At 71.8% G+C, this 22586-nt stretch carries 25 protein-coding genes; 12 read left to right on the forward strand and 13 right to left on the reverse strand.

Annotated elements, in window-relative coordinates:
- From AB0C38_RS08830 to AB0C38_RS08860, 7 genes are all read right to left on the reverse strand, one after another.
- Complete coding sequence (locus AB0C38_RS08830; protein ID WP_360668854.1) at positions 1–1191, reverse strand: acyl-CoA dehydrogenase family protein; 1191 nt, start codon at positions 1189–1191, stop codon at positions 1–3.
- Between the two features lies 1 nt (position 1192).
- A complete protein-coding gene (locus AB0C38_RS08835) occupies positions 1193–2104 on the reverse strand; it encodes a 3-hydroxyacyl-CoA dehydrogenase NAD-binding domain-containing protein (RefSeq protein WP_360668857.1) in 912 nt (303 codons plus the stop codon).
- Positions 2101–2847 (reverse strand): acetoacetate decarboxylase, encoded by a 747-nt coding sequence (locus tag AB0C38_RS08840; protein WP_360668859.1) that lies wholly within the window; start codon positions 2845–2847, stop codon positions 2101–2103. Before AB0C38_RS08840 ends, AB0C38_RS08835 begins: the two co-directional genes overlap by 4 nt.
- 1 nt (position 2848) lies before the next feature.
- Entirely contained in the window at positions 2849–3592 is a 744-nt protein-coding gene (locus tag AB0C38_RS08845; RefSeq protein WP_360668862.1) for a crotonase/enoyl-CoA hydratase family protein, read from the reverse strand.
- A gap of 15 nt (positions 3593–3607) precedes the next feature.
- Positions 3608–4759, reverse strand: a complete 1152-nt coding sequence (locus tag AB0C38_RS08850; RefSeq protein WP_360668864.1) for a CoA transferase — start codon at positions 4757–4759, stop codon at positions 3608–3610.
- A gap of 117 nt (positions 4760–4876) precedes the next feature.
- Complete coding sequence (locus AB0C38_RS08855) at positions 4877–5773, reverse strand: LysR family transcriptional regulator (RefSeq protein WP_360668867.1); 897 nt, start codon at positions 5771–5773, stop codon at positions 4877–4879.
- Positions 5774–6009: 236 nt separating this feature from the next.
- Positions 6010–6546, reverse strand: coding sequence for a helix-turn-helix domain-containing protein (locus AB0C38_RS08860; protein ID WP_360668870.1), 537 nt, complete (start codon positions 6544–6546; stop codon positions 6010–6012).
- 81 nt (positions 6547–6627) lie between these two features.
- On the opposite strand from AB0C38_RS08860, the gene AB0C38_RS08865 reads away from it, so the two are divergent.
- Positions 6628–7032, forward strand: coding sequence for a nuclear transport factor 2 family protein (locus AB0C38_RS08865; protein WP_360668873.1), 405 nt, complete (start codon positions 6628–6630; stop codon positions 7030–7032).
- 63 nt (positions 7033–7095) lie between these two features.
- Here AB0C38_RS08865 and AB0C38_RS08870 read toward each other — a convergent pair whose 3' ends face one another.
- On the reverse strand, positions 7096–8484 hold the full coding sequence (locus AB0C38_RS08870; RefSeq protein WP_360668876.1) for a HAMP domain-containing sensor histidine kinase: 1389 nt from the start codon (positions 8482–8484) through the stop codon (positions 7096–7098).
- Positions 8481–9167 carry a response regulator transcription factor gene (locus tag AB0C38_RS08875; protein WP_360668879.1) on the reverse strand — a complete coding sequence of 229 codons (687 nt, stop codon included), beginning with the start codon at positions 9165–9167 and terminating at the stop codon, positions 8481–8483. Before AB0C38_RS08875 ends, AB0C38_RS08870 begins: the two co-directional genes overlap by 4 nt.
- On the opposite strand from AB0C38_RS08875, the gene AB0C38_RS08880 reads away from it, so the two are divergent.
- Positions 9166–9405, forward strand: a complete 240-nt coding sequence (locus AB0C38_RS08880; RefSeq protein ID WP_360668882.1) for a hypothetical protein — start codon at positions 9166–9168, stop codon at positions 9403–9405. The two genes, AB0C38_RS08875 and AB0C38_RS08880, sit on opposite strands and share 2 nt — an antisense overlap.
- Here AB0C38_RS08880 and AB0C38_RS08885 read toward each other — a convergent pair.
- From AB0C38_RS08885 to AB0C38_RS08895, 3 genes are all read right to left on the reverse strand, one after another.
- The gene (locus AB0C38_RS08885) at positions 9398–9817 is read right to left on the reverse strand and encodes a hypothetical protein (RefSeq protein ID WP_360668884.1); all 420 of its coding nucleotides are present in this window, start codon (positions 9815–9817) and stop codon (positions 9398–9400) included. The two genes, AB0C38_RS08880 and AB0C38_RS08885, sit on opposite strands and share 8 nt — an antisense overlap.
- A 65-nt stretch (positions 9818–9882) precedes the next feature.
- A complete protein-coding gene (locus AB0C38_RS08890) occupies positions 9883–11604 on the reverse strand; it encodes a CocE/NonD family hydrolase (protein ID WP_360668886.1) in 1722 nt (573 codons plus the stop codon).
- Positions 11605–11614: 10 nt separating this feature from the next.
- A complete protein-coding gene (locus tag AB0C38_RS08895) occupies positions 11615–12148 on the reverse strand; it encodes a TetR/AcrR family transcriptional regulator (RefSeq protein WP_360668889.1) in 534 nt (177 codons plus the stop codon).
- A gap of 23 nt (positions 12149–12171) precedes the next feature.
- Here AB0C38_RS08895 and AB0C38_RS08900 point away from each other — a divergent pair, with 23 nt between their 5' ends.
- The 6 genes from AB0C38_RS08900 to AB0C38_RS08925 all read left to right on the forward strand — a co-directional run bounded on the left by AB0C38_RS08900 (position 12172) and on the right by AB0C38_RS08925 (position 16337).
- Positions 12172–12612, forward strand: coding sequence for an SRPBCC family protein (locus AB0C38_RS08900; RefSeq protein ID WP_360668891.1), 441 nt, complete (start codon positions 12172–12174; stop codon positions 12610–12612).
- A gap of 66 nt (positions 12613–12678) precedes the next feature.
- On the forward strand, positions 12679–13254 hold the full coding sequence (locus tag AB0C38_RS08905; protein WP_360669932.1) for a TetR/AcrR family transcriptional regulator: 576 nt from the start codon (positions 12679–12681) through the stop codon (positions 13252–13254).
- Between the two features lie 37 nt (positions 13255–13291).
- On the forward strand, positions 13292–13663 hold the full coding sequence (locus AB0C38_RS08910; RefSeq protein ID WP_360668894.1) for a helix-turn-helix domain-containing protein: 372 nt from the start codon (positions 13292–13294) through the stop codon (positions 13661–13663).
- 149 nt (positions 13664–13812) lie between these two features.
- The gene (locus AB0C38_RS08915) at positions 13813–14574 is read left to right on the forward strand and encodes an isocitrate lyase/phosphoenolpyruvate mutase family protein (protein WP_360668897.1); all 762 of its coding nucleotides are present in this window, start codon (positions 13813–13815) and stop codon (positions 14572–14574) included.
- A gap of 40 nt (positions 14575–14614) precedes the next feature.
- The gene (locus tag AB0C38_RS08920) at positions 14615–15628 is read left to right on the forward strand and encodes an aminotransferase class V-fold PLP-dependent enzyme (protein ID WP_360668900.1); all 1014 of its coding nucleotides are present in this window, start codon (positions 14615–14617) and stop codon (positions 15626–15628) included.
- 112 nt (positions 15629–15740) lie between these two features.
- Positions 15741–16337: a hypothetical protein gene (locus tag AB0C38_RS08925; protein ID WP_360669935.1), complete on the forward strand. Its 597-nt coding sequence runs from the start codon at positions 15741–15743 to the stop codon at positions 16335–16337.
- 66 nt (positions 16338–16403) lie between these two features.
- On the opposite strand, the gene AB0C38_RS08930 is transcribed toward AB0C38_RS08925, so the two are convergent.
- Positions 16404–17336 (reverse strand): ferritin-like domain-containing protein, encoded by a 933-nt coding sequence (locus AB0C38_RS08930; RefSeq protein WP_360668903.1) that lies wholly within the window; start codon positions 17334–17336, stop codon positions 16404–16406.
- Between the two features lie 122 nt (positions 17337–17458).
- Here AB0C38_RS08930 and rimP point away from each other — a divergent pair, with 122 nt between their 5' ends.
- From rimP to infB, 4 genes are all read left to right on the forward strand, one after another.
- On the forward strand, positions 17459–17992 hold the full coding sequence (gene rimP / locus AB0C38_RS08935) for a ribosome maturation factor RimP (protein ID WP_360668906.1): 534 nt from the start codon (positions 17459–17461) through the stop codon (positions 17990–17992).
- Positions 17989–19035 (forward strand): transcription termination factor NusA, encoded by a 1047-nt coding sequence (gene nusA, locus AB0C38_RS08940; protein ID WP_360668908.1) that lies wholly within the window; start codon positions 17989–17991, stop codon positions 19033–19035. Before rimP ends, nusA begins: the two co-directional genes overlap by 4 nt.
- A 77-nt stretch (positions 19036–19112) precedes the next feature.
- Entirely contained in the window at positions 19113–19430 is a 318-nt protein-coding gene (locus AB0C38_RS08945; RefSeq protein ID WP_360668910.1) for a YlxR family protein, read from the forward strand.
- Between the two features lie 78 nt (positions 19431–19508).
- Complete coding sequence (gene infB / locus AB0C38_RS08950; protein WP_360668913.1) at positions 19509–22508, forward strand: translation initiation factor IF-2; 3000 nt, start codon at positions 19509–19511, stop codon at positions 22506–22508.
- Positions 22509–22586 lie beyond the last annotated feature (78 nt).

A 22586-nucleotide genomic window follows, 5' to 3' on the forward strand; every position in this document is an offset into this window, starting at 1 on the left:
TCAGACGAACGCGGACTGTCCGGTGATCGCCTTGCCGACGATCAGGGTGTTCATCTCGCGCGTGCCCTCGAAGGAGTAGATCGCCTCGGCGTCGGCGAAGAACCGCGCGACGTCGTAGCCGAGCACGATCCCGTTGCCGCCGAAGATCTCCCGGCTCCAGGCGACGACCTCGCGCATCCGCGAGGTGACGAACGCCTTGGCCAGCGACGAGTGCTCGTCCTTGAAGATCCCGGCGTCCTGCAGGCGGGCGAGCTGCACCAGCATGCCCCACGACGCGGTGATGTTGCCGAGGCTCTTCACGAGCAGGTCCTGCACCAGCTGGAAGCGGGCGATCGGCCGGCCGAACTGCTGACGCTCCTGGGCGTAGGCGAGCGCGGCTTCGTAGGCGCCGATCGCCACGCCGAGCGCCTGCCAGGCGACGCCGCCGCGGGTGGCGCGCAGGATCTCCGCGACGTCGCGGAAGGAGTCGATGCCCTGCAGGCGGTTCGCCTCCGGCACGCGGACGTCGGTCAGGGTGATCTCGGCGTTCTCGACGATCCGGAACGCGATCTTGCCTTCGATCTTCTCCGGCACGAAGCCCGGCATGTCCTTCTCGACGACGAAACCCTTGACGTGGTTGTCATCCACGTCCCGAGCCCAGACGACGATGTAGTCGGCGAAGGTCGCGTTGCCGATCCACTTCTTGGCGCCGTTCAAAACCCAGGTGTCGCCGTCTCGCTTGGCTGTCGTACGCATGCCACCGGCCACATCGGACCCGCCGAGCGGCTCGGTCATCGCGAATGCGCCGATCTTGTCCATCGCGGCCATCTCGGGGAGCCAGCGGTCACGCTGCTCCTGGCTGCCGCCGCTGTAGATCGAGTACATCGCGAGTCCGTTGTGGACACCGAAGAACGTCGCCACCGACGCGTCGGTGCGGCTCATCTCCATCGCCATCATGCCGGTGAGCAGGTGGCTGACCGCGGGCTTGTGCTCGCCGTAGCCCTCGTAGGGCAGGCCGGCGAGGCCGCTCTCGCGGAACATCCCGATCAGTTCCTTGGGGAAGGTGCCCTTCTCCCAGTTCTCGTTCACCAGCGGCTTGACGCCGTTCCGCATGAACTCGCGCGCCTGGACGAGCAGCTTGCGCTCGTCGTCCGGCAGCAGCGCCTCGAAGTCGTAGAAGTCGGCGGTCAGCTTGTCCTTGAGCGGTTCCATGTCAGTTCTCCTCCACTGCGTGCAACACGGCGAGCTGCTTGCGGTCGCGCGTCTCGGCGAGTTCCGAGTACGTGGAGGAGCCGTAAGCCTGTTCGACGGCTTCGATCAGCCGTTCCTGCTCTTCCGGGCTCTGGCTGGGGTTGCCCAGCCCGGCCCACATCTTCTTCATGGACTTGCCGATGTGCTCGGCCATGTGCCGGTAGCCGCCGGGGCCGCCACCGAGGTGCGAGCCGAGGAACGGCCCGACGGTCGCCCAGCGGATACCAAGCGAATTCGTGATCACGGCGTCGAGTTCTTCCGGCGTCACGACACCCTGCTCGACGAGGTAGATCGCCTCGCGGCTCAGCGCGTTCTGCAGCCGGTTGCCGACGAACCCGGGGATCTCCTTGCGCTCCACGACCGGCGTCCGGCCGAGGAAGGTGTAGAAGTCGACGGCGTTCCGGACGGACTCTTCGCTCGTGCGCTCGCCGGGGACGACCTCGACCAAGGGGATCAGGTGCGGCGGGTTGAACGGGTGTCCGATCAGGACCCGGCTGCCGTCGATCTCACCGGTGAACGCCGTCGACGGGATGGCGCTCGACGAACTCAGCAGCAGCGCGTGCTGCGGGGCCTCCTTGACGAGCGTCGCGAACAGGTCCTTTTTGAACTCGACGTTCTCGGGTCCGTTCTCCTGCACGACATCGGCGTCACGGACTGCTTCGGTGACGTCGGCGGCGACCTGGACCCGGCTCGCCAGCTCCGCGGCGGTCGTGCCGAGGTGCGGGGCGAACATCTCCAGTGCGTCGGTGATGGCTTCGGCGAGGTCCGGTCGCGGGTCGCTGACCCGGACGGTCAGGCCGTGGTGGGCGAACAGCGCCGTCCAGGACAGGCCGATGGTGCCCGCGCCGATCACCGCTGCGTTGGTGAACTTCATGACTGGGCTCCCTTCAGGTAGTCGAAGACCGGCTTGACCGGGGCGAGCGTCAGGTCGGTGAGGATGTGGCTCGCGGAGACGACCTCCAGCACCGGCAGATCGGCCAGCGGGGCCAGGACGTGCTGGAACAGCTGCAGCCGCGCGGGGCCGGTGTAGGCCTCCTTGACGACCACGTCGGTGATCTCGGTGCGGACCAGCTCCTGCACGCGCGGCGCGCCGTCGTAGCCCGGGATCGTCTTGAGCATGAACGTCGGGACGGTGATCTGGCGTTCGGCCTCGCGGGCGTCCAGCTCGTGGTGCTTGTAGCCCATGGTCGCGGTCGCCACCCGGAGCGTCCCGTAGTCCAAAGTGCCTACCAGGACACCGTTGTCGACGTACAGACTCGGGCTGCCGACCGTCTTGGGGTACGCGCTGACCTCGCGCCCGGACGCTGTCGCCGGGAAGTTGTCGAGGTACATCGCGTGCAGGTACTCGCCGCGCTCGCCGTCGAAGCTGACCTCGATCGCCTGGCCGGACTCGGTGTACGGGCCGTAGCCGGAGACGTCGCCCATCTTCATGACCTCGAAGCGCACCAACGGTTCTTCGACCTGAAGCGGCTCCGGCACGACGGCGCGCAGGGCGTCGGCGTCGGTGCGGTAGACGATGTTCAGGTATTCGCGGTTGGTGAACCTCGGGACCACCGGCGCGAATGCCGGGGCGGTCAGGGGAGTCGTCACGTGCCGGCGGACTTCGTCGATCTTCATGTCACTCACCGGTCCATTTCGGAGCGCGGCGCTCGGCGAAGGCGGTCATGCCCTCGCGGACGTCGGCGGACTGCATCAGTTTCTTGATTTCTTCGCCCTGCACGGCTGCGGGATTCGCGGCTCGTACGATCTTCTTGACGGCGGCCAGCGCCAGGGGCGCGTTCTCCGCCAGCTTCTCGGCCAGCTGCAGCGCGACGGCGGCGGCGTCCCCGCTCGGCGTGACGCGGTTGACCAGGCCCAGCTCACCCGCGCGGCGGCCGGTGACGGGCTCGCCGGTCAGCAGGAACTCCATCGCCAAGTGGTGCGGGATCCGCTTCGGCAGCCGGATCACGCCGCCGCCCGCGGCGATCAGGCCGCGCTTCACTTCCGGAAGGCCGAACTTGGCGTCTTCGGCGGCGACGATCAGGTCGCAGCCCAGCGCCAGCTCGAACCCGCCGCCCATGGCGAACCCTTCGACGGCGGCGATCAGCGGCTTGGCCAGCTCGGCCTCGGTCAGGCCGCCGAACCCGCGTCCGGGAATCTCCGGGGACTCGCCCTTGAGCGCGGCCTTGAGGTCCATGCCGGCGCTGAAAGTGTTCTCGGCGCCGGTGAGGACGCCCGCCCGGAGCGTGGGGTCGGCTTCCAGCTCGTCCAGGGCGGCGGCCAGCCCGGCCGCGACGGCGGCGTTGACCGCGTTGCGGGCCTGCGGCCGGTCGATCGTGATCAGCAGGGTGCTGCCGATCCGCTCGGTGCGTACTTCGGTCATGGTCTTGCTTCTTTCTCAGAGTTCCGCGAGGACTTCGGCGGTGTCCTGCCCGGCCAGCGGGGCCAGGCGGCGGATCGAGCCGGGCGTCGCGGAGAACTTCACCGGGATGCCGACCGTGCGGATGGCGCCCTCGCTCGGGTGCTCGACGGTGTCCAGCAGGTGGCCGTCGCGGACGTACGGGTCCTCGTGCGCGCGGTCCAGTTCGAGCACCGGCGCCATCGGGATGCTGTGCTTCGCGCAGACCTCGGCCCACTCGTCGGTGGTCAGCGCCGGGGCGCACGCGGCGATCTGCTCGGTCAGCCAGTCGTTGTCGACGCGGTCGATGGCTTCGCCGTTCACGCGCGGGTCGCCGGCGAGGTCCGCGCGCCCGGCCGCGGCGAAGAAGTCGCGGAAGTTCTTCGGGTTGTAGGGGATCACGCAGGCGAGGCCGTCCTTGGTGTGGACCGCGGCGTGGCCCTTCGTCATCGACAGCGCGAAGCCGGTGGGACCCTCGGCCGGCTCGTAGGTGTGCCCGGCGAGGTGCTCGACCAGGTTGAACGCGAGCAGCGTGTCGGTCATCGGGATCTCGACCTGCTGGCCCTGCCCGGTCTTGTCGCGGTGCACCAGCGCGGCGAGCACGCTGTAGGCGATGGTCAGCGACGACACCTTGTCGCCGATGATCGTCGGCAGGTAGACCGGCTGGCCCAGGGCGCGGTTGGCGACGTCGACCAGGCCGGAGGAGGCCTGCACGGTCTCGTCGTAGGCGGCGTTGCCGGCCTGCGCGGAGTCGCCGCGGAAGCCCTGCGCGTGGGCGTAGACCAGGCGGGGGTTGCGCTCGGCGACGTCGGCGTAGTTCAGGCCGAGGCGGGCCAGCGCGCCGGGGCGCATGTTGGTGATCAGCACGTCGGCCGTGTCGATCAGCTTCAGCGCCTGCTCGCGCTCGGTCTCGTCCTTGAGGTTGAGGGCCACGCTGCGCTTGTTGCGGTTGACGTTCAGATTCAGCGGGGTCATGCCCGGCGTGGTGCGGTACTGGCCCACCCGCACGGTGTCCGCGGGGGACTCGATCTTGATCACGTCGGCGCCGAGGTCGCCGAGGATCTGGGCCGCGTACGGGCCCATCACCACGGTCGAGAGGTCGATCACGCGCACGCCGTCCAGCGGGCCGGTCGCGGTGCTGATGTCCGTCATCGTTCGTCCTTTCGCGCCTTGCTGTTTCGCTCTACTTACGAACGTAGGCGCGGGCGGCGCGAAAGGGAATGATCATGATACGCACAATGGTGTGACCGCGGTGGTCATACCATTTCGTCAGGTGCTGAGCGGCTCTTTGAAGATGTCTCTCGCGGCCTCGACGAGTTCTTGCAGATCGCGGTCCCGGCGCCACAGCAGGCCGGTGTCCAGCTGGGGCCGGAAGTCGCTGAACGGCACCACGATCACGTTGTCCAGGCGGTAACCGTGCATCGGGCTCCGGTCGTCGAGCATGGAAATGGAAAAAGCCTCGCCACTGGAAATGATTTCGGACGTTCCGCCGTATCCCGTGTTGGTCAGCCGGATGCGTTTCTTGACGCCCAGTTCGGTCAGTTGGTGGTCGAGCTGGTCGAAGTACGCGGGCGTGATCTCCCCAGGTGAGGCCACGTACGGGAATTCGGCCAGCTCGGCCAGGGTGACGGAGTCCCGGCCGGCGAACAGGTCGGCCGGCACGACCGCGCCGAGCCGTTCCGACATCACGGGCAGCTGCTCCAGTGCCGGATCGGTGACCGGCAGCCGGGCGAGGGTGAGCGCGAGCTTCCCGTCGTGCACGCCTTGGACGAGGTCGGCGGTGGTGCCGGGCCAGCGCTTGAGCTCGTAGCGCGCCTTGACCCGCTCGGCCAGGGTGTTGACCCGCTCCCGTAGGTCGGGGTGCACGCCGGCGGGCATGCCGAGGAAAACGGTGCTGCGCTGGGGCCGCACGGCCTCCTGCAGCCGCCACGGAATGGCGCTCACCTGCTCGAGAACGTCCCGCGCGAGCGGCAGCAACGCGGTCCCGGCGGCGGTGAGCGTGACGTGGTGGGTGCTGCGGTCGAACAGCTGCTGCCCGAGCTCGTGCTCGAGATCCTTGATCCGCTGGCTGAGCGGCGACGCGGCCATGTGCAGCTTCCGCGCGGCGGCGGAGAAGTTCAGTTCCTCGGCGACCGCGACGAAGTAGCGCAGGTGCAGCATCTCCATGACCCGACCCTACGAGCCGACGCTCCAGGCACGCGAGCCGACGCTCCAGGCACGCGACCCGACCGTCCAGGTACACGAGTCGACCCTCCAATCACACGTGATGCCCTCCCAATCACGCGAGACACGCGCCCGATCACGCGAGTCCCGCCTTCAATCACGCGAGTTCCGCGCCCGATCACGCGAGTCCGGTGTACCGGAACGGTCGGCTCGCGTGCCTGGAGGGTCGGCACGCGTGATCAGGGGGTCGACACGCCTCGGCGGACCAGGGTGAGCAGCCGGCCGGGCTCGCCGCCGGAGAGGGCGATGCCGGTGGCGAGCAGGAGGAGGTCCAGTTCGGTGACGTCGGCGGCCACCGCGCCGGCCGTCCGCGCGCGGTCGAGCAGCGTGGCGGCGGTCGTGTTCATCGCCGTGTGCCAGCCGGCGAACAGGCTCTCGTGCTCGCCCGCGGGATCGGCCAGCGAGAGCGCGAGGGCGCGCTTGGTCCGGACGTGCTCGACGAAGAGCTCCAGCCAGGCGAAGAGTGCTTCGCCGGAGTCGCCGGCGTCGAGTTCCGCGCGGCTTCGCAGCTCCGCGACTTCGTCGGCGTACACCGCGACGACCAGTTCGCGGCGGTTCGGGAAGTGCCGGTACAGGGTGGCGTTGCCGACGCCGGCGCGGCGGGCGATGCGGTCGAGCGGCGCGTCCGGCCCGTCCTCGGCGAAGACCTCCTTGGCTGCGGCGAGCACGAGGGCCTGGTTGTCCCGCGCGTCCGACCTGCGGGCCCGTGCGGTCATGCTGCTCCCTTGCCAAGTGGGGATGTCCCCGGTTAGCGTAGCCGAACACTAACCGGGGAACTCCCCACTTAAGGAGCGAGCATGGACGCCGCCGAAGTCCACCGCCGGCTGATCGCGCTGACCCCGTTCACGGCGGAGAGCGTCGCCGAAGGCCTGCGCTACATCGACCCGGAGGTGATCGACCACCGCGGCGGCGCGGGCGGCGACCACCACGGCATCGACGCCTGGCGCGCGAAGTGGGAAGCCATGCTCGGCGGCGAGTTCTTCGCCGACTTCCGCGACGTCGGCGTGCGAGTCGAGCGCAACGTCGCCGACGGCGAGTTCTCGGTGAACCGCTACACGAGCACGGGCACGCAGATTTCGACCGGCCGCGGCTACGCCGTGACCAGCATGGACATGATCCGCGTCCGCGACGGCCGGGTCGTCGAGCACTGGGCCCTGATGGACGTCACCGACCGCGCGGCCCAGCTGGCTCCGCCGGTCTGACACGCGTACCCGGAGGGTCGGTTCGCGTACCTGGACGGTCGGTTCGCGTACCTGGAGGGTCGGTCAGCCCAGAGGGAGGGGAACCGTGTGGTCCGACGCCGCGAGGGGGAACGTGATCGTGAACGCCGCGCCGCCCTCCGGCGCCGGGCCCGCGGTCAGCGTGCCGCCCATGCGCGTGACCAGGCCGTGGACCAGGGCCAGCCCGATGCCCGACCCGACCGGACGGCGGTCGCGGTAACGCGCGTTCAGCACCCCGCGCTCGAACGCCACGGAGTAGTCCTCCGGCGCCAGGCCCGGGCCGCCGTCGCGCACCGACAACGAAGCACCCGAAGCCGATACCGACAGCGCGAACACCATCGGCGCGCCACCCGGTGTCACCCGCAGCGCGTTCTCCGCCAGCCCGTCGACCACCTGACGCAGCCGCCGTGCGTCCGCCAGTACCGGGACCGGGGAAGAAGGCGCCGAAACGGAGAGCCGCACGTCCTCCCGCGCGCACCGCAGCTGCCAGACCTCGGCACAGTCGCGGACCAGCGCGCCCAGATCCAGCGCAGCGATGTCGAGCCGGAACTCGTCGGCACCCAGCCGCGCCAGCTCCAGCAGGTCGGAAACCAGCCGCTCCAGCCGCGCGGCCTCCCGCTGGATCGTCTGACCCGCGCGCAAAGCGTCGTCACCGGTTGCCACGCCGTCCGCGATCGCCTCGGCGAACCCGGTCACGGCGGTCAGCGGCGTCCGCAGCTCGTGCGACACCGACAGCAGGAAGTCCCGCTGCCGCGCTTCGCTCATCGCCAGTGCGTCGGCCAGCGAGTTCAGCGACCCGGCGACCTCCGCGACCTCGCGCGGTCCCTCCACCGGGACGCGGACGTCCCGTCGTCCGGCCCGCAGTGATCCCGCGGCAAGAGCGGCCCGGCGCAGGGGACGGCCCAGCAGCCGGCCCGAGAAGAAGCCCGCCAACGCCGCCACGAGCAGCCCGATGCCCAGCGCCAGCGCGATGTTGCGCACCAGCGCCCGTTGCGTCGCTTCGGCGCTGCGCGCGGGCAGGACGAGCGCGAACGCCGCCCCGCGCGTGCCGATCACCCGGGTCTCGACCAGGTACTGCGCGCCCGCGACCGTCACCCGCGTCGAATGCCGGGCGGCGAGCCCCGCCTTGTTCGCCGCTTGCACGGCGACCGCGTCGCCGGCCGCCTGCCCGCCCGCACGCCGGACCACCACGGAGATGCCCTGCCCGCGCACGACGTCGGCGACCTTGCCGACTCCCAGCCGGTTCCCGATGCCGGTCTCGTCGAGCTGCGACGCGACGACGTCGGCCTGCGCGGCCAGCGACGACTGCAGCACGTTGTCCGCCGTGGTCCGGATCAGCCGGGCCGCGACGAGCCCGGCCACGATCACCGCCACGCCCGCGACGGCGAGGCACACCAGCGTGATCCGCCCGGCCAGGGTGCCGCGGTACCTCATGCCGGGTCCGCCGCGTAGCCGATGCTGCGCACCGTCCTGATCGGACTCGACGCGCCGAGCTTCGCCCGCAGCTGCGCCACGTGGACGTCCACCGTGCGCGTGCCCGCCGCGGCGGCGTAGCCCCAGACGGCGCTCAGCAGCTGGTCGCGCGAAAGCACCTGTCCCGGGTGCCGGAGCAGGTGCGTGAGGAGGTCGAACTCGGTCGACGTCAGCGAAATCTCCGCTTCACCGGCCCAGGCGCGGCGGCTGGTGAGGTCGACGCGCGCGCCGCCCACGGTGAACGTCTCCGCGGCCGGCGTCGCTCCCGACGCGCGGCGCAGCACCGTCCGGACCCGGGCGGCCAGCTCGCGCGGGCTGAAGGGCTTGGTCAGGTAGTCGTCGGCGCCGATCTCCAGGCCCAGCAAGCGGTCCAGCTCGTCGTCGCGGGCGGTGACGAACAGCACCGGCGTCCAGTTCCCGGCCGCGCGCAGCGCCTTGCAGATCTCGATACCGTCCATTCCGGACAGTCCGATGTCGAGCACGATCGCCACCGGCTTGAGCCGCCGGACGGCGTCGAGCGCCCGCCCGCCGTCGGCTTCGACGTGCACGCCGAAGCCGTCGCGCTTCAAGTAGAGCGCCGCCAGCTCGGCGATCGCGGCCTCGTCCTCGACCACGAGGACGAGGCCGCGTCCCGGTGCCCCCATGCCTACTCCCGTCGCCGCCGTCGTGTGCGGGGAGACGCTAGCCGGTCAGGGTGAGCCATCGCTGTTCATGTCGGATTCGACGCCGTTGAGCGTCGACTCGATCCCGCTGAGCTCCGAAGACGCCGGGGAAGAACCGGAGTCCGGCGACCCCATCAGGTTGTCGCGGCAGGCCGAGCAGCCGAGCGCGATGAGCGCGGCGGCCCCGACCGCCGCCGCGATCCTCGCCGCCCTCACTTAGTCGGCGCCGGGGCCGCGGGCTTGCAGTGCGCCGACGCGAAGGCGTCGAGCTTCTGCTTCGCCGTGGTCAGCTCGCCGACCCTGCCTTGGCGCTTGGTGGCGCGGTCGTCGAGCTTCTTGGCGCGGTCCTCGTGCCCGGCCGTGCGCTGGTCCTGGGCGCGCGCCTTCAGGTTGGCGACCGAGCCGGCTACCTCGGGCCCGCCGTTGATCCGCTTCTGCAGGTTGTCGGCCTTCTTCTGCAGCTTCGGCACCCAGTCGCCGCAGACCTGCTGCGACTCCTCGGGGCTGAGCGTGATCGGCGCGACCGGCGCCGGCGACGTCGTCTGCGCCGAGGCCAGCGGCGCCGCCACCAGCAGGCAGGCCGCGCTCCCGCAGCCCGCCAGCGCCAGCCGCGTCCAGGTGGTTCCTCGCATCGTGTCTCCCTCGTGTCGTGCTTACGAGGAGAACTCTGGCCGGGCGGTGTTCGGAGGGCGTCCGCCTAGTGTTCGGGCTTTGTAAGGCCGACGGTGACCGACGTCCGCGCGAGGTCGAACGTCAGCGTGTCGCCCAGCACCGGCAGCGCGGGGTCGAACAGCTGCCCGTCGGTGCCGCCGAGCAGCAGGCCGAGCCGGTGCCCGGCCGGGACGACGTGGTCGAGCGCGGTCAGCGTGAACGTCATCGAGTACGCCCGGCCCGGCACGAGCGGCTCGCCGTGGCGCAGCGACGCGTGGTGCCCGAGGTCGGCCCAGCCGGCGGCGACGATCTCGTGGTCGACGCGCACCAGGTCGGTCGCCGTGTCGAGGAAGCAGGCGGAATCCCCGGGTGAGCTCACACCCCAGCACGACTTCGTCGTCAGGTTCCGGATCCCGCTGCCGTAGTTCGCGGTGTTCCGCACGTCGGCGGGGCCGTAGTCGACGAGGGCGACGCCGAGCCGGGCGGCGGTCTTGTCGGACGACGCCGTGATCGTCACCGAAGGCGCCCCGGCGAGCCGCACCGCCGAGGTCAGGGGAGCGCCGGTGAACCGTGCGGCCGACTCCCCGTCAGCCCAGGCTTCGCGGCCGACGGCGGGATCGTCGACGACCGTGGCCGTGCCGGAGCCGCGTGGGCCCAGGGTGCCATCGGCGGACGGCCGGAAAGTCGTCGCGGCGGTCGCGGGCGGCCAGCTCCGGACGTCCGTCCACCGGTCGGGAGCGGTTTCGAGGTGCACCGCGGACTCGTGCTCGACGCCGTTGCGGACGCCCCGCAGCCACCGGTCGAACCAGCGGTCCAGCGTCGCCACCCACTGCGCGCGCCGCAGGTCGAACGGGTCGACGTGCCCGGCCTGGCTCAGCCACGCCTTGCGCGGGACGCCCGCCCGGCCGAGCGCGTCCCAGTAAGCGGCGAACTGGCTGGGCGCCACGGCACCGTCCCCGAAGCCCTGCGCGATGAGCACGCTCGCGTGCCCCGGTCGCGGCACGTAGTGCACGCTCCGCCAGTACGCGTTGTAGTCGCCGTTCGTGCCCATCCGCGCCTTCAGGTCCGCTTCGAACGGCCGGCACAGCTCGGCCGCGCGCTCGTTGTAGGTGAAGGCCGAGCCGGTGTTCTCCGGCGTGGCCAGCGGTGCGCCGTTCGCGACGAGCTGGCTGTAGTTGTCGGCGACGCCCTCGAGCGGCACCACGGTCTTCAGGCCACGGATGCCGGAGGCGGCCATGCCGATCGCGGTGGCGCCGTCCTGGGACTTGCCGATCGCACCGACATCCCCGGTGGCCCAGTCCGCTTTCACCGGCCGGCCGCCTTCGGGGGCGTCGAACGCCTTCGCGCGGCCGTTGAGCCAGTTCACGACCGCGTTGCCGGAGCCGACGTCGTCGAAGCAGCCCGACGACCGGTTCGTCCCGCCGACGTCGGCGAGCACGACGGCGTACCCGCGCGGCACGAAGTAGTTGTCGAGGAACAGCGGAAACTGCTGTGGCGTGCCGTCCGGCGCGTAGGTCTTCTTCTGCGATTCGTTGCCCCGGCCGCAGCACGCGTAGTACGGGCTGACGTCGAGGATCACCGGCACGCGGACACGCGCGTCCGGCCGGATGACGTCGGCGGCGACGCGGTCGATCCGGCCGTCGCGGTCGTGGTCGGTGCCGGTTTCGACCCAGGCCGTTTCCCGGACGGGCCCACTTTCGGCCGCGGCCACGGGCGTCAACCCGGTCGTGGCGATCAGTGCGGCCAGAAACCCCAGTAGCAGACGCATTTCCCCAGTATCACGTGAGCTTCTCGGACATCGCCAGGAACTGCGCCATCGCGGCGTCCACGGCGTCGCGGTCGCCGGTCGTGACGAGGTCGAGCAGCAGCCCGCGCGTGACGGCCAGGCCGAGCCGGGCGTGGGCGGCCCGGTCGGCTTCGGGGACGCCGCGCTCCGCCAGCAGCGCCTCGACCGGCCCGAGCCAGTCGTGGATGACGCCGTCGAGGAACTCGGTGGTCCCCGGGGTGCCGCCGAGGGCCTGGCCGTAGAGCTGGAAGAAGAGCTTTTCGTTGGCGCGCAGGTCGTCCGCGGTGAGCCGGCGCCAGAACTCCGCCGGGTCGAGGTCGGCCAGCGCCGCCCGCTGCCGGGCCTCGACCTCCCGTGCCACCGCCGTGAGCAGGCCTTCCTTGGAGCCGAAGTGGTAGATCAGCATGCGGTGGCTGGTGCCGAGCGCGGTGGCCAGCGCCCGCAGGCTCCGGTCCGCGCCGCCGTGGTGGGCGATGTGGTCGATCGCCGCGTCGAGGAGCTTCGCGCGCGGGCTTGCGTCGATCATGTACCAGATGGTACACGTACCAAATGGTACAGAGAATCTCGGTCCGTCGCGTGACGCCCGCGGACGCCGACACCGTGTACGCGCTGCTGCGGGACGGCGCGAGCTGGCCCCGCTGGTCGCCCCTGGGGTCCTTCGAACTGGTCCGCGAGGGCGACGGCGAGCCGGAAGGTCTCGGCGCGATCCGGCTGTTCCGGACCGGCGGCATCCGCTCGTACGAGAAGATCGTCGCGCTCGAGCCCGGCCGCCGGTTCGGCTACGCGCTGGACCACGGCCTGCCGCTGCGGGACTACGCCGCCTACGTCGACCTGTCCCCGGTGGACGGCGGCACGGAGATCCACTGGCACTCGACGTTCACCGCGAAGATTCCCGGCACCGGCTGGTTCTACCGCCGGTTCCTCGGCCGCTTCATCGGGCAGGTGGTCGCCGGGCTGGTCGACGCGGCCGGGGTGCGCGCGGCCCCATAAAGTGGGCGCATGTCAGCGCCACGACGGGGACCGACCGGCCGCACCCAGGAGGAACGCAGCGCGGCGATGCGCGTCCGGCTGCTCGACGCGACGATCGACTGCCTCGTCGAGTACGGCTACGCGGGCACGACGACCACGCGGGTGGCCGACCGGGCCGGCGTCACGCGCGGCGCGCAGGTGCACCACTTCCCGACGAAGGCCGACCTGGTGACCTCGGCGATCCGGCACCTGGCGGAGAAGCGCACCGAGGTCGCGATGGCCGAAATCGACCGGCTCCGCGCGTCCAGCGACCCGGTCGGCGACGCGCTGCAGCTGATGTGGGAGATGCACCAGGGGCCGGTGTTCTCGGCGACGGTCGAGCTGTGGGTCGCCTCCCGCACGGACGCCGAGCTGCGCCGGCAGATGGCGGTGGTCGAGCCGATCGCGACGTCGAGTCTCGTGGAGTTCGGCAAGGCGCTGCTGCCGGAGCACGCGGCGCACCACGAGTTCCTGCACGCGGTGTACACGGCGATGGACGTGGTGCGCGGCATCCTCATCGCGAGCTGGGCGACGCGGGACCAGGAGGAGCTGGAGGCCCGCTGGGAGCGCGGCCGCCGGCACCTGCGCATCCTGTTCACGACGTTGATGGCAGCTACCGCCTGAACGGCGTGTTACTCTCCCCGGGAGAGTGAGGTGTCTCTTGGGACCGGACCCGTACGACCGCAACTGCCCGACCCGCCAGCTGCTCGACCGCATCGGCGACCAGTGGACGGTGCTGATCGTCGGCGCCCTGAAGGACGGGGCGCTGCGGTTCACCGAGATCGGGCACCGGGTGGACGGGATTTCCCAGAAGGTCCTGACGCAGACGCTGCGCAGCCTGGTCCGCGACGGGATCCTGACCCGCACGGCGTACGCGGTGATCCCGCCGAAGGTCGAGTACGAGCTGACGACGCTGGGCCGCAACCTGTCCGAGCCGCTGGAGATGCTGGACCAGTGGGCGAGGCGGCACATGACGGCGGTCCAGGAGTCCCGCGACGCCTACGACGCGGAGCACACTCCCGCTTCGGCCTGAGGTGCGGTGGCGGCCCGGACGTCATGAAAGAGTCGTTCATGACGTCGGGCGAGGTGAACGACCCTTTCATGACGCCGCGGCAGCCCCGCCCGGCACTTGAGCGCGTCCGTTCGGTGCCCGCCGAAGCGTCGGCCGCCTAGATTCGGGTCATGGACGAATTCCGTGCCCTGCACGTCCCCGGTTCCCCGCTGCTGCTGCCGAACGCGTGGGAGTTCGGCGTCGGCGCCTTCCTCGCGACGCAGGGGTTCCGCGCCCTCGGCACCACCAGCCTCGGCGTGTCCGCGGCGGCCGGTGAGCCCGACGGCGCGCCGTCGACGCGGGACGCCACCGTCGCCCTCGCCCGCCGCCTGGCCCGGCTGGACGTCCTGGTCAGCGTCGACATCGCCGACGGCTTCAGCGCCGACCCCGCCGCCGTCGCCGACCTCGCCGCGGAGCTCGCCGACGCCAGCGCGGTCGGCGTCAACCTCGAGGACGGCCGGGCCGACGGCTCGCTCGCCCCGGTCGACGTCCAGGTCGCGCTGGTCGAGGCGGTGAAGGACCGCGTCCCGGAGCTGTTCCTCAACGCCCGCACCGACACCCACTGGTCCGGCGACCGCGCGATCGAAACCGCCGAAGAACGCGTCAACGCCTATGCGGCCGCCGGTGCCGACGGCGTCTTCGTGCCCGGCCTGGCCGACCCGGGGGACGTCGAGCGGATCGTTGCCGCCGGGCTCCCGGTCAACCTGCTGTTCCTGCCCGGGAAGGTCACCTTCGCCGGGCTGGCGGAGCTGGGCGTCGCCCGGGTCAGCCTGGGCTCGTTGCCGTACCGCATGGCCCTCCAGGCGGCGGCCGGGACGGCGCTGGCGGTCCGCGACGGCGGCGAGCTGCCGCTGAGCCCGCCGAGCTACGCCGACGTCGTGGCGCTGCTGTAAGGGGTGAACCGTCCCGCGCGGGTCTGCTTGGCTCGAAGGCATGCGCGCCTTCGGAACCGACTTCGCCGTCCCTGCCGGCTACCTGAACACCCCCAGCGTCGGCATCCCGCCGGCGCCGGTGGCCGCGGCCGTGGCGGAGTCGGTCGAACGGTGGCGCACCGGCGCGACCCGGCCGGCGGAGTTCGACCAGTACGTCACGCGGTCGCGGGCCGGGTTCGCCCGGCTGCTCGGCGTCGAACCCGGGCGCGTCGCGAGCGGCGCGTCGGTCTCGCAGCTGGTCGCGAACGTCGCCGCCGCGCTGCCCGCCGGCACCCGCGTGCTCGCCGCCGAAGGGGACTTCACCAGCGTGACCTTCCCGTTCGCGGCCACCCCCGGCGTCACGGTGACCGAGGTGCCGCTGGAGCTGCTGCCCGAGCGGGTCGACGGCCACGACGTCGTCGCGGTGAGCGTCGTCCAGTCCGCCGACGGCCGGCTCGTGGACCTCCCCGCGCTGCGGGCCGCCGCCGAGGCCGCCGGGGCGGCGGTGCTGCTCGACGCCACCCAGGCCGCGGGCTGGCTGCCCCTGGACGTCGCCTGGGCGGACTGGGTGGTCGCGGCGGGCTACAAGTGGCTGCTGTCCCCGCGCGGCTGCGCGTGGCTCGCCGTGCGGCCGGACGCGCACGAGCGCACCCGGGCGGTCGCGGCGAACTGGTACGCGGGGGAGGACCCGTGGACCACCGTCTACGGCCTCCCGCTGCGCCTGGCCGGCGACGCCCGCGCGTTCGACCTCTCGCCGGTCTGGCTCGCCCAGGTCGGCGCGGCGGCCGCGCTGGAGTACCTCGGCGGCCTCGACCTCGCGCAGGTCGAGGCGCACAACACCGGCCTGGCCGACCAGCTGCTCGAGAAGCTCGGACTGCCCCCGCGCGGCACCGCGATCGTCTCGCTCGACGCCGGCCCGGAGCGGGTCGCGGCGGCCGGGATCGTCTCGAGCGTCCGCGGCGGCCGGGTGCGCGTCGGCTTCCACCTCTACAACACCGCTGACGACGTCGAACGCGTCTTATCCGCATTCGAGTGAAGGCCGCCGGGACGGTGAACTACCGTATGGCCCCGTGGTTGGTGCGCATTTCACCCCAGGCCCGTCCGACACGGCCCCGCTGGGCGCGGTGCCCCCGCAGCCCCGGCCGCCCGTGCCGGGACCGCCGGCGCGCGACACCCGGACCCTGCTGCTCAGGGGCGCCGGGCTGGTCGCGATCGCCGTCGTCTCCGGGTTGCTGTGGTTCCTGATCCGGCACGACTCGGGGCCGGACGAGCCGCTCGCGCAGCCGCCGGCGCAGAACACCGGGAAGTACCAGTTCACGCTGGTCTCCGGGCCGGCGAGGTCCAACGAGTGCGCTCAGAAGTCGTACGGCAAGACGCACGACTTCTTCCAGGACAACGAGTGCCAGTCGCTGGTCCGCGCGCTCTACTCGACAGAGTCGGGCGGCGCGAAGGCGCTGGTGTCGGTGGTGCTGGTCGGGATGCCGGACTCGACGAAGGCGAAGGCGCTCAAGACGCTGACCGAGAAGGACGGCACCGGCAACGTCACGGACCTGGTGAAGGACAAGACGTTCGCCGGCGCCGACGTCCCGAGCGTGAGCGGCGCGGACGCGGCGTACGCGTCGAAGGTGGACGGCACGAACACGACGATCGTGCTGGCCGACTTCTACGCCAAGCACAAGGACAAGAACCTGATCGAGGCGATCGCGGACGACGCCCTCCGCCTCTCGGCCGACCTCAAGGGCTGACCCGGCCCCGAGCGCCCCAAGGCGGCCTTCGGTGCGTCAGACGCACCCAAGGCCGCCTTGGGGCGCTCAGCTCGCCTGGCCGGGCATCGCGATCGCGACCGGCTTCTCGCCCGCCTCGGACCGCCACGGCGTCCCGCGCCGCGAAGCCGCCACCAGCGCGTGCAGCGCCATCGTGCGCAGACCCGCGTCGTCCGTGTGGTTCACGACCGCCAGCCACGCCGACGCGCAGTCGGCCTCGGCCGTCGCGACCACCAGCGACGCCGACTTCGCGTCCGTCACCGGCTTCTTCGGCACGTACGCCGCTTCGGGCGCGACGGGCGTCGCCCCGGCGGCGGACAGCATCGTCTGCAGCAGGTCGCGGCGCACGGCGTGCTCCGCCGCGCCGGCCTTCTCGCCCTCGCCGAAATCGGCCGGCAGGAACGCGCTGACCAGGCCGTACACCCAGACGGCCGCGTGCTCGGCGGCGAGCGCGGTCTGCAACGGGTCCACCGCCTCCGCGGGCGCGGCACCGGCTGTCCCGGCGAGCGCCGGGGCGTCCTCGCCGGGGCCCAGCGCCGGGGCCGTGCGCTGCAGCGCCGCGCAGCCCGCCGCCACCGCCGCGACGAGCCCGGCGCGGTAACGCGGCAGCCCGCCGACGAGGTCTTCGGCCTGCTTGCGCGCGGTCGCCAGCCGCTCCTTCAGGTCGCCAAGGGCGCCCGGCGCCGGGGGTGTCGGGGACGACGACGGCTTCGGCCGGTTCAGCCGGTCCACTTCGGACTTCAGCGCGGCCGCGTGGGCCGCCCGCGCGTCGGCGAGCTGGCCGGCGGCGTCGGCGTCGTCGCCCTTGGCCAGCGCTCGCGCGGCGGCGGCGTCCGCCTCGGCGGCGGCCAGCAGCGGCTGCAGCGGGTCGGGGCTCTCGTCGTAGCCGGGCCCGCACGCGGCCAGCGGGACGGCCAGCACGGCCAGCGCCCCCGCGCGGAGGGCGGCTCGACGGGTCAGGTCGGTCGGTCTTCCGGTCACGTCGGCCCATCCTGCCAGGCCCCCGGGCGCCCCCGCCGCTCGCGCGGGGTGAGCGGGCGACCGGATAAGCTGGTCCACCACCGCCCGGAAGACGGACACCGCTCGAACAAGGAGAGCCCCACGTGCCAGGAGAACTCGCCAGCCGGCTTCAGCCGATAGTGGCCGAAGCCGTCACCACCGCGGGTTTCGACCTCGATTCGTTCGAGGTGCAGCAGGCCGGCCGGCGGCAGCTGGTCAAGGTCGTCGTCGACTCCGACGACGGCATCGGGCTGGACGAGGTCGCCGAGGTCAGCCGCAAGGTCGCGGCGGCGCTCGACGAAAACGAGCACGTGCTCGCGAGCGCGTACACGCTGGAGGTCACGTCGCCGGGCCTGGACCGGCCGCTCACCGAGCGGCGGCACTGGCGCCGCGCGCGCTTCCGCCTGGTGAAGGTGACCCCGGCCGAGGGCGAGGCCTTCATCGGCCGGGTCGGCCACGCGGGCGCGGCCGCCGCTCGCGTCCTCGAGGGCGGCAAGCTCCGCGACGTCCGCTACGCCGAAGTGGCGAAGGCGGTCGTGGAGATCGAGTTCAAGCAGCCGCCCGCCGAGGACCTGAAACTGCTCGAAGACGACGCGTCCGGCATGATCGCCGCCGAGACGGAGAAGGGGTCGAAGTGAACGTCGACATCGCCGCGCTGCGGGCGATCGAACGGGACAAGGACATCCCCTTCGAAACGGTGATCGAGGCCATCGAGACGGCCTTGCTCACCGCGTACAAGCACACCGAGGGCCACCAGCCGCACGCCCGCATCGACATCGACCGCAAGTCCGGTCTGGTGCGCGTGCTCGCGCGCACGCTGACCCACGACGGCGAGACCGACGAGGAGTGGGACGACACCCCCGAGGGGTTCGGCCGGATCGCTGCCACCACCGCGCGCCAGGTCATCCTGCAGCGGCTGCGCGACGCCGAGCACGAGAAGACCTTCGGCGAGTTCTCCACCAAGGAGGGCGAGATCATCGCCGGGGTGATCCAGCGCGACGCCCGCGCCAACGCCCGCGGCATGGTCGTGGTCCAGGTGGGCGACACCGAGGGCGTGCTGCCGTCGGCGGAGCAGGTGGCCGGCGAGTCGTACGAGCACGGCAGCCGGATCAAGGCGTACGTGGTCACCGTCTCGCGCGGCAACCGCGGCCCGCAGATCACGCTCTCGCGCTCGCACCCCAACCTCGTGCGCAAGCTGTTCGCGCTGGAGGTCCCGGAGATCGCCGACGGGACGGTCGAGATCGCCGCCATCGCTCGGGAGCCGGGGCACCGCACGAAGATCGCCGTGAAGTCCACCGTGGCGGGCGTGAACGCCAAGGGCGCCTGCATCGGCCCGGTCGGCGCGCGCGTGCGCAACGTGATGAGCGAGCTGGCCGGCGAGAAGATCGACATCATCGACTACTCGGAGGACCCGGCCCGGTTCGTGGGGAATGCCCTGTCGCCGGCGAAGGTTGTTTCGGTTCGAGTGGTGGACGAGCGGACGAAGACCGCCCGCGTCGTGGTGCCGGACTTCCAGCTGTCGCTGGCGATCGGCAAGGAGGGCCAGAACGCCCGTCTCGCCGCCCGGCTGACCGGCTGGCGGATCGACATCCGCAGCGACGCCGCACCGGTGGACGACGAGGGTGATCAAGACCACGCCAGTCCGTCGCGGCCCGCCGCGACAACCGGTTCGGCTGAGTGAAGGTCGAAGCGCTAGACTCAGGAGTGGTTCAACGCCCGCGGCGGGTAGCCGAGCACCAGCCCCACCGGAATCCTCCGGTGCGGACTTGTGTCGGCTGCAAGCGGCGGGCATTGATCGGTGAGCTGCTGCGCGTGGTCGCGGTGGCCGGGCGGGTGGTCGTCGACGAGCGTCGGCGGCTGCCGGGCCGGGGAGCATGGCTGCACCCCGATCCGGACTGCCTGGCCAAGGCCGAACGGCGGCGAGCCTTCCCGAGAGCCTTGCGGGCTCCCGGGGCGCTCGACGCTTGCGAGGTCCGCGAGCACGTCGGGCGCACCACTTCGCACCACGAAGCCGGGACATGCCCGGCTTCGCGAGGAACCAAGGAAGCAGGTCGACCCGTCATGAGTCAGCCGTGAAGCTGAAGCCATGAACGCGAGACAATAAGGACGAGGTCAGCGGGTTCTCCGCCTGGCCTCCCCTAGATGAGGAGAGCTGTGCCAGGCAAGGCCCGCGTACACGAGCTCGCTAAGGAGCTCGGCATCACCAGCAAGGACGTTCTCGCCAAGTTGAAGGAACAGGGCGAGTTCGTGAAGTCCGCGTCGTCCACGGTCGAGGCGCCCGTCGCCCGCCGTCTCCGGGACGCGTACGCGCCGAAGGGCGCCAAGAAGCCCGCACCGACCCCCGGTCCGTCGGCCCGTCCCGGGCCCCCGGCCGCCAAGCCGGGCGCTTCGGCGCCCGCCAAGCCCGCGACGCCCGCCCCGCAGGAGGCGCCCGCGGTGAAGGCCGCTCCGGCGGCTCCGCAGCAGCAGGCACCGGCTTCGAAGCCGGCCGCCGCACCGGGTTCCCGTCCCTCGGGTCCCGGCCCGCGGCCCGGCCCGCGTCAGCAGCCCGCCGCGCCCGCTCCCCAGGAGCAGGTCCCGGCGGCGAAAGCCGAGACGCCTGCCGCTCCCAAGCAGGAGACCCCGGCCGCGCCCTCGGGCAACACCGGTTCGGTCGTCCCGCCGAAGCCGCAGGGCCCCAAGCCCGGCGGCCCGAAGCCCGGTCCGCGCACCCCGCGGGTCGGCAACAACCCGTTCGGCGTCGGTTCCGGCGCCCCGCCGCGTCCGCAGGGACCGCGTCCCGGTGGCGGCCAGGGCGGCGACAACCGCCCGCCGCGTCCCGGTGGTACCGGTGGCGGCGGTGACCGTCCGGCCCCGCGGCCCGGTGGTGGCGCGGGTGGCAACCGGCCGAGCCCGGGCAACATGCCCCCGCGGCCGAACCCCGGCATGATGCCGGGCCGCACGCAGCGCCCGGCCGGTCCCGGCGGCGGCGCCCGCGGTGGTCCCGGCGGCGGCGCTCGGGGCGGCCCTGGTGGCGGCGCCCGTGGCGGCCCCGGTGGCGGTGGCGGTGGCGGTTTCCGCGGCGGTCCCGGTGGCGGTGGCGGCGGCGGTGGCTTCCGCGGCGGTCCCGGTGGTGCCGGTGGCGGTGGCGGTGGCGGTTTCCGCCCGGGTGGCGGCACCGGTGCCCCGGCGGGCGGCGGCGGTTTCCGTGGCGGCGGCGGTGGCCGTGGTGGCCCCGGTGGCCGTGGCGGCACCGCGGGTGCCTTCGGGCGCCCGGGTGGTCCCTCGCGCAAGGGCCGCAAGTCGAAGCGGCAGAAGCGCCAGGAGTACATGGACAACATGCAGGCGCCCAGCGTCGGCGGCGTCCGCCTGCCCAAGGGGCAGGGCGAGACGATCCGGCTGCCGCGGGGTGCTTCGCTGACCGACTTCGCCGAGAAGATCGACGCCAACCCGGCTTCGCTGGTGCAGGTGCTCTTCCACCTCGGCGAGATGGTCACCGCGACGCAGTCCGTGTCGGACGACATCCTCGAGCTGCTCGGCGGCGAAATGAACTACACGGTTCAGGTCGTCTCGCCGGAGGAAGAGGACCGCGAGCTGCTGGAGACCTTCGACATCACCTACGGCGACGACGCGGGTGGCGAAGAGGATCTGCAGGTCAGGCCGCCGGTCGTGACCATCATGGGTCACGTCGACCACGGTAAGACCCGACTGCTCGACACGATCCGGAAGACGAAGGTCCGCGAGAGCGAGGCCGGCGGCATCACGCAGCACATCGGTGCGTACCAGATCGAGACCGAGCTCGAAGGCAACCCGCGCCTGATCACCTTCATCGACACCCCGGGCCACGAGGCGTTCACCGCCATGCGTGCCCGTGGTGCCAACTCGACCGACATCGCGGTGATCGTGGTGGCGGCCGACGACGGTGTGATGCCGCAGACGGTCGAGGCGATCAACCACGCGCAGGCCGCCAAGGCCCCGATCGTGGTCGCGATCAACAAGATCGACAAGGAAGGCGCGAACCCGGACAAGATCCGGCAGCAGCTGACCGAGTACGGCCTGGTCGCCGAGGAGTACGGCGGCGACACGATGTTCGTCGAGATCTCCGCGCGGCAGAACATCAACATCGATGGTCTGCTCGAGGCGATCCTGCTGACCGCCGACGCCGCTCTGGACCTCCGGGCCAACCCGGACATGGAGGCCCAGGGTGTCGCGATCGAGGCGCACCTCGACCGCGGCCGCGGCCCGGTGGCCACCGTCCTGGTCCAGCGCGGCACGCTGCGCGTCGGTGACTCGGTCGTGGCGGGTGACGCCTACGGCCGCGTCCGCCGGATGGTCGACGAGCACAACGTCGACGTCACCGAGGCGCTGCCGTCGCGTCCCGTCCAGGTCATCGGGTTCACCTCGGTGCCGGGTGCGGGCGACACCTTCCTGGTGGTCGACGAGGACCGCGTCGCCCGGCAGATCGCCGAGCGCCGTGCCGCTCGTACGCGCAACGCGCTCAACGCGTCGCGCCGCAAGCGGGTCAGCCTCGAGGACCTCGACTCCGCCTTGAAGGAGACGAACAGCCTCAACCTGATCATCAAGGGTGACAACTCGGGCACCGTCGAGGCTCTCGAAGCCTCGCTGCTGCAGCTGGACGTCGGCGACGAGGTCGAGCTGAACGTGGTCCACCGCGGTGTCGGTGGCGTGACCGAGTCGGACATCGACCTGGCGACCGCGTCCGACGCGATCGTCCTCGGGTTCAACGTCCGGGCCCAGGGCAAGGCGACCGAGCGGGCCACCCGCGAGGGCGTCGACGTCCGGTACTACACGGTCATCTACCAGGCGATCGACGAGATCGAGCAGGCCCTCAAGGGCATGCTCAAGCCGGAGTACGAAGAGGTCGAGCTGGGCCGCGCGGAGGTCCGCGAGGTCTTCAAGTCCTCCAAGATCGGCACGATCGCGGGTTGCCTGGTCATGTCCGGCGAGATCCGGCGCAACGCGCGCGCCCGGCTGCTGCGCGACGGCACTGTCGTCGCGGAGAACCTGCCGGTCAGCTCGCTGCGGCGGTTCAAGGACGACGTGGTCGAGGTCCGCGAGGGCTACGAGTGCGGTCTGACGCTCGGTTCGTACGGCGACCTCAAGGTCGGCGACTCGATCGAGACGTACGAGCAGCGCGAGAAGCCCCGCGCGTAAGGCGAGTGTCCCCGGGTGTGCGGTTTCGCACCGCGCACCCGGGGTCTTCGCTTCCCATTCCCTACGACACCACCACAT

It is taken from the genome of Amycolatopsis sp. NPDC048633 (assembly GCF_040650695.1).
Lineage (GTDB): Bacteria > Actinomycetota > Actinomycetes > Mycobacteriales > Pseudonocardiaceae > Amycolatopsis.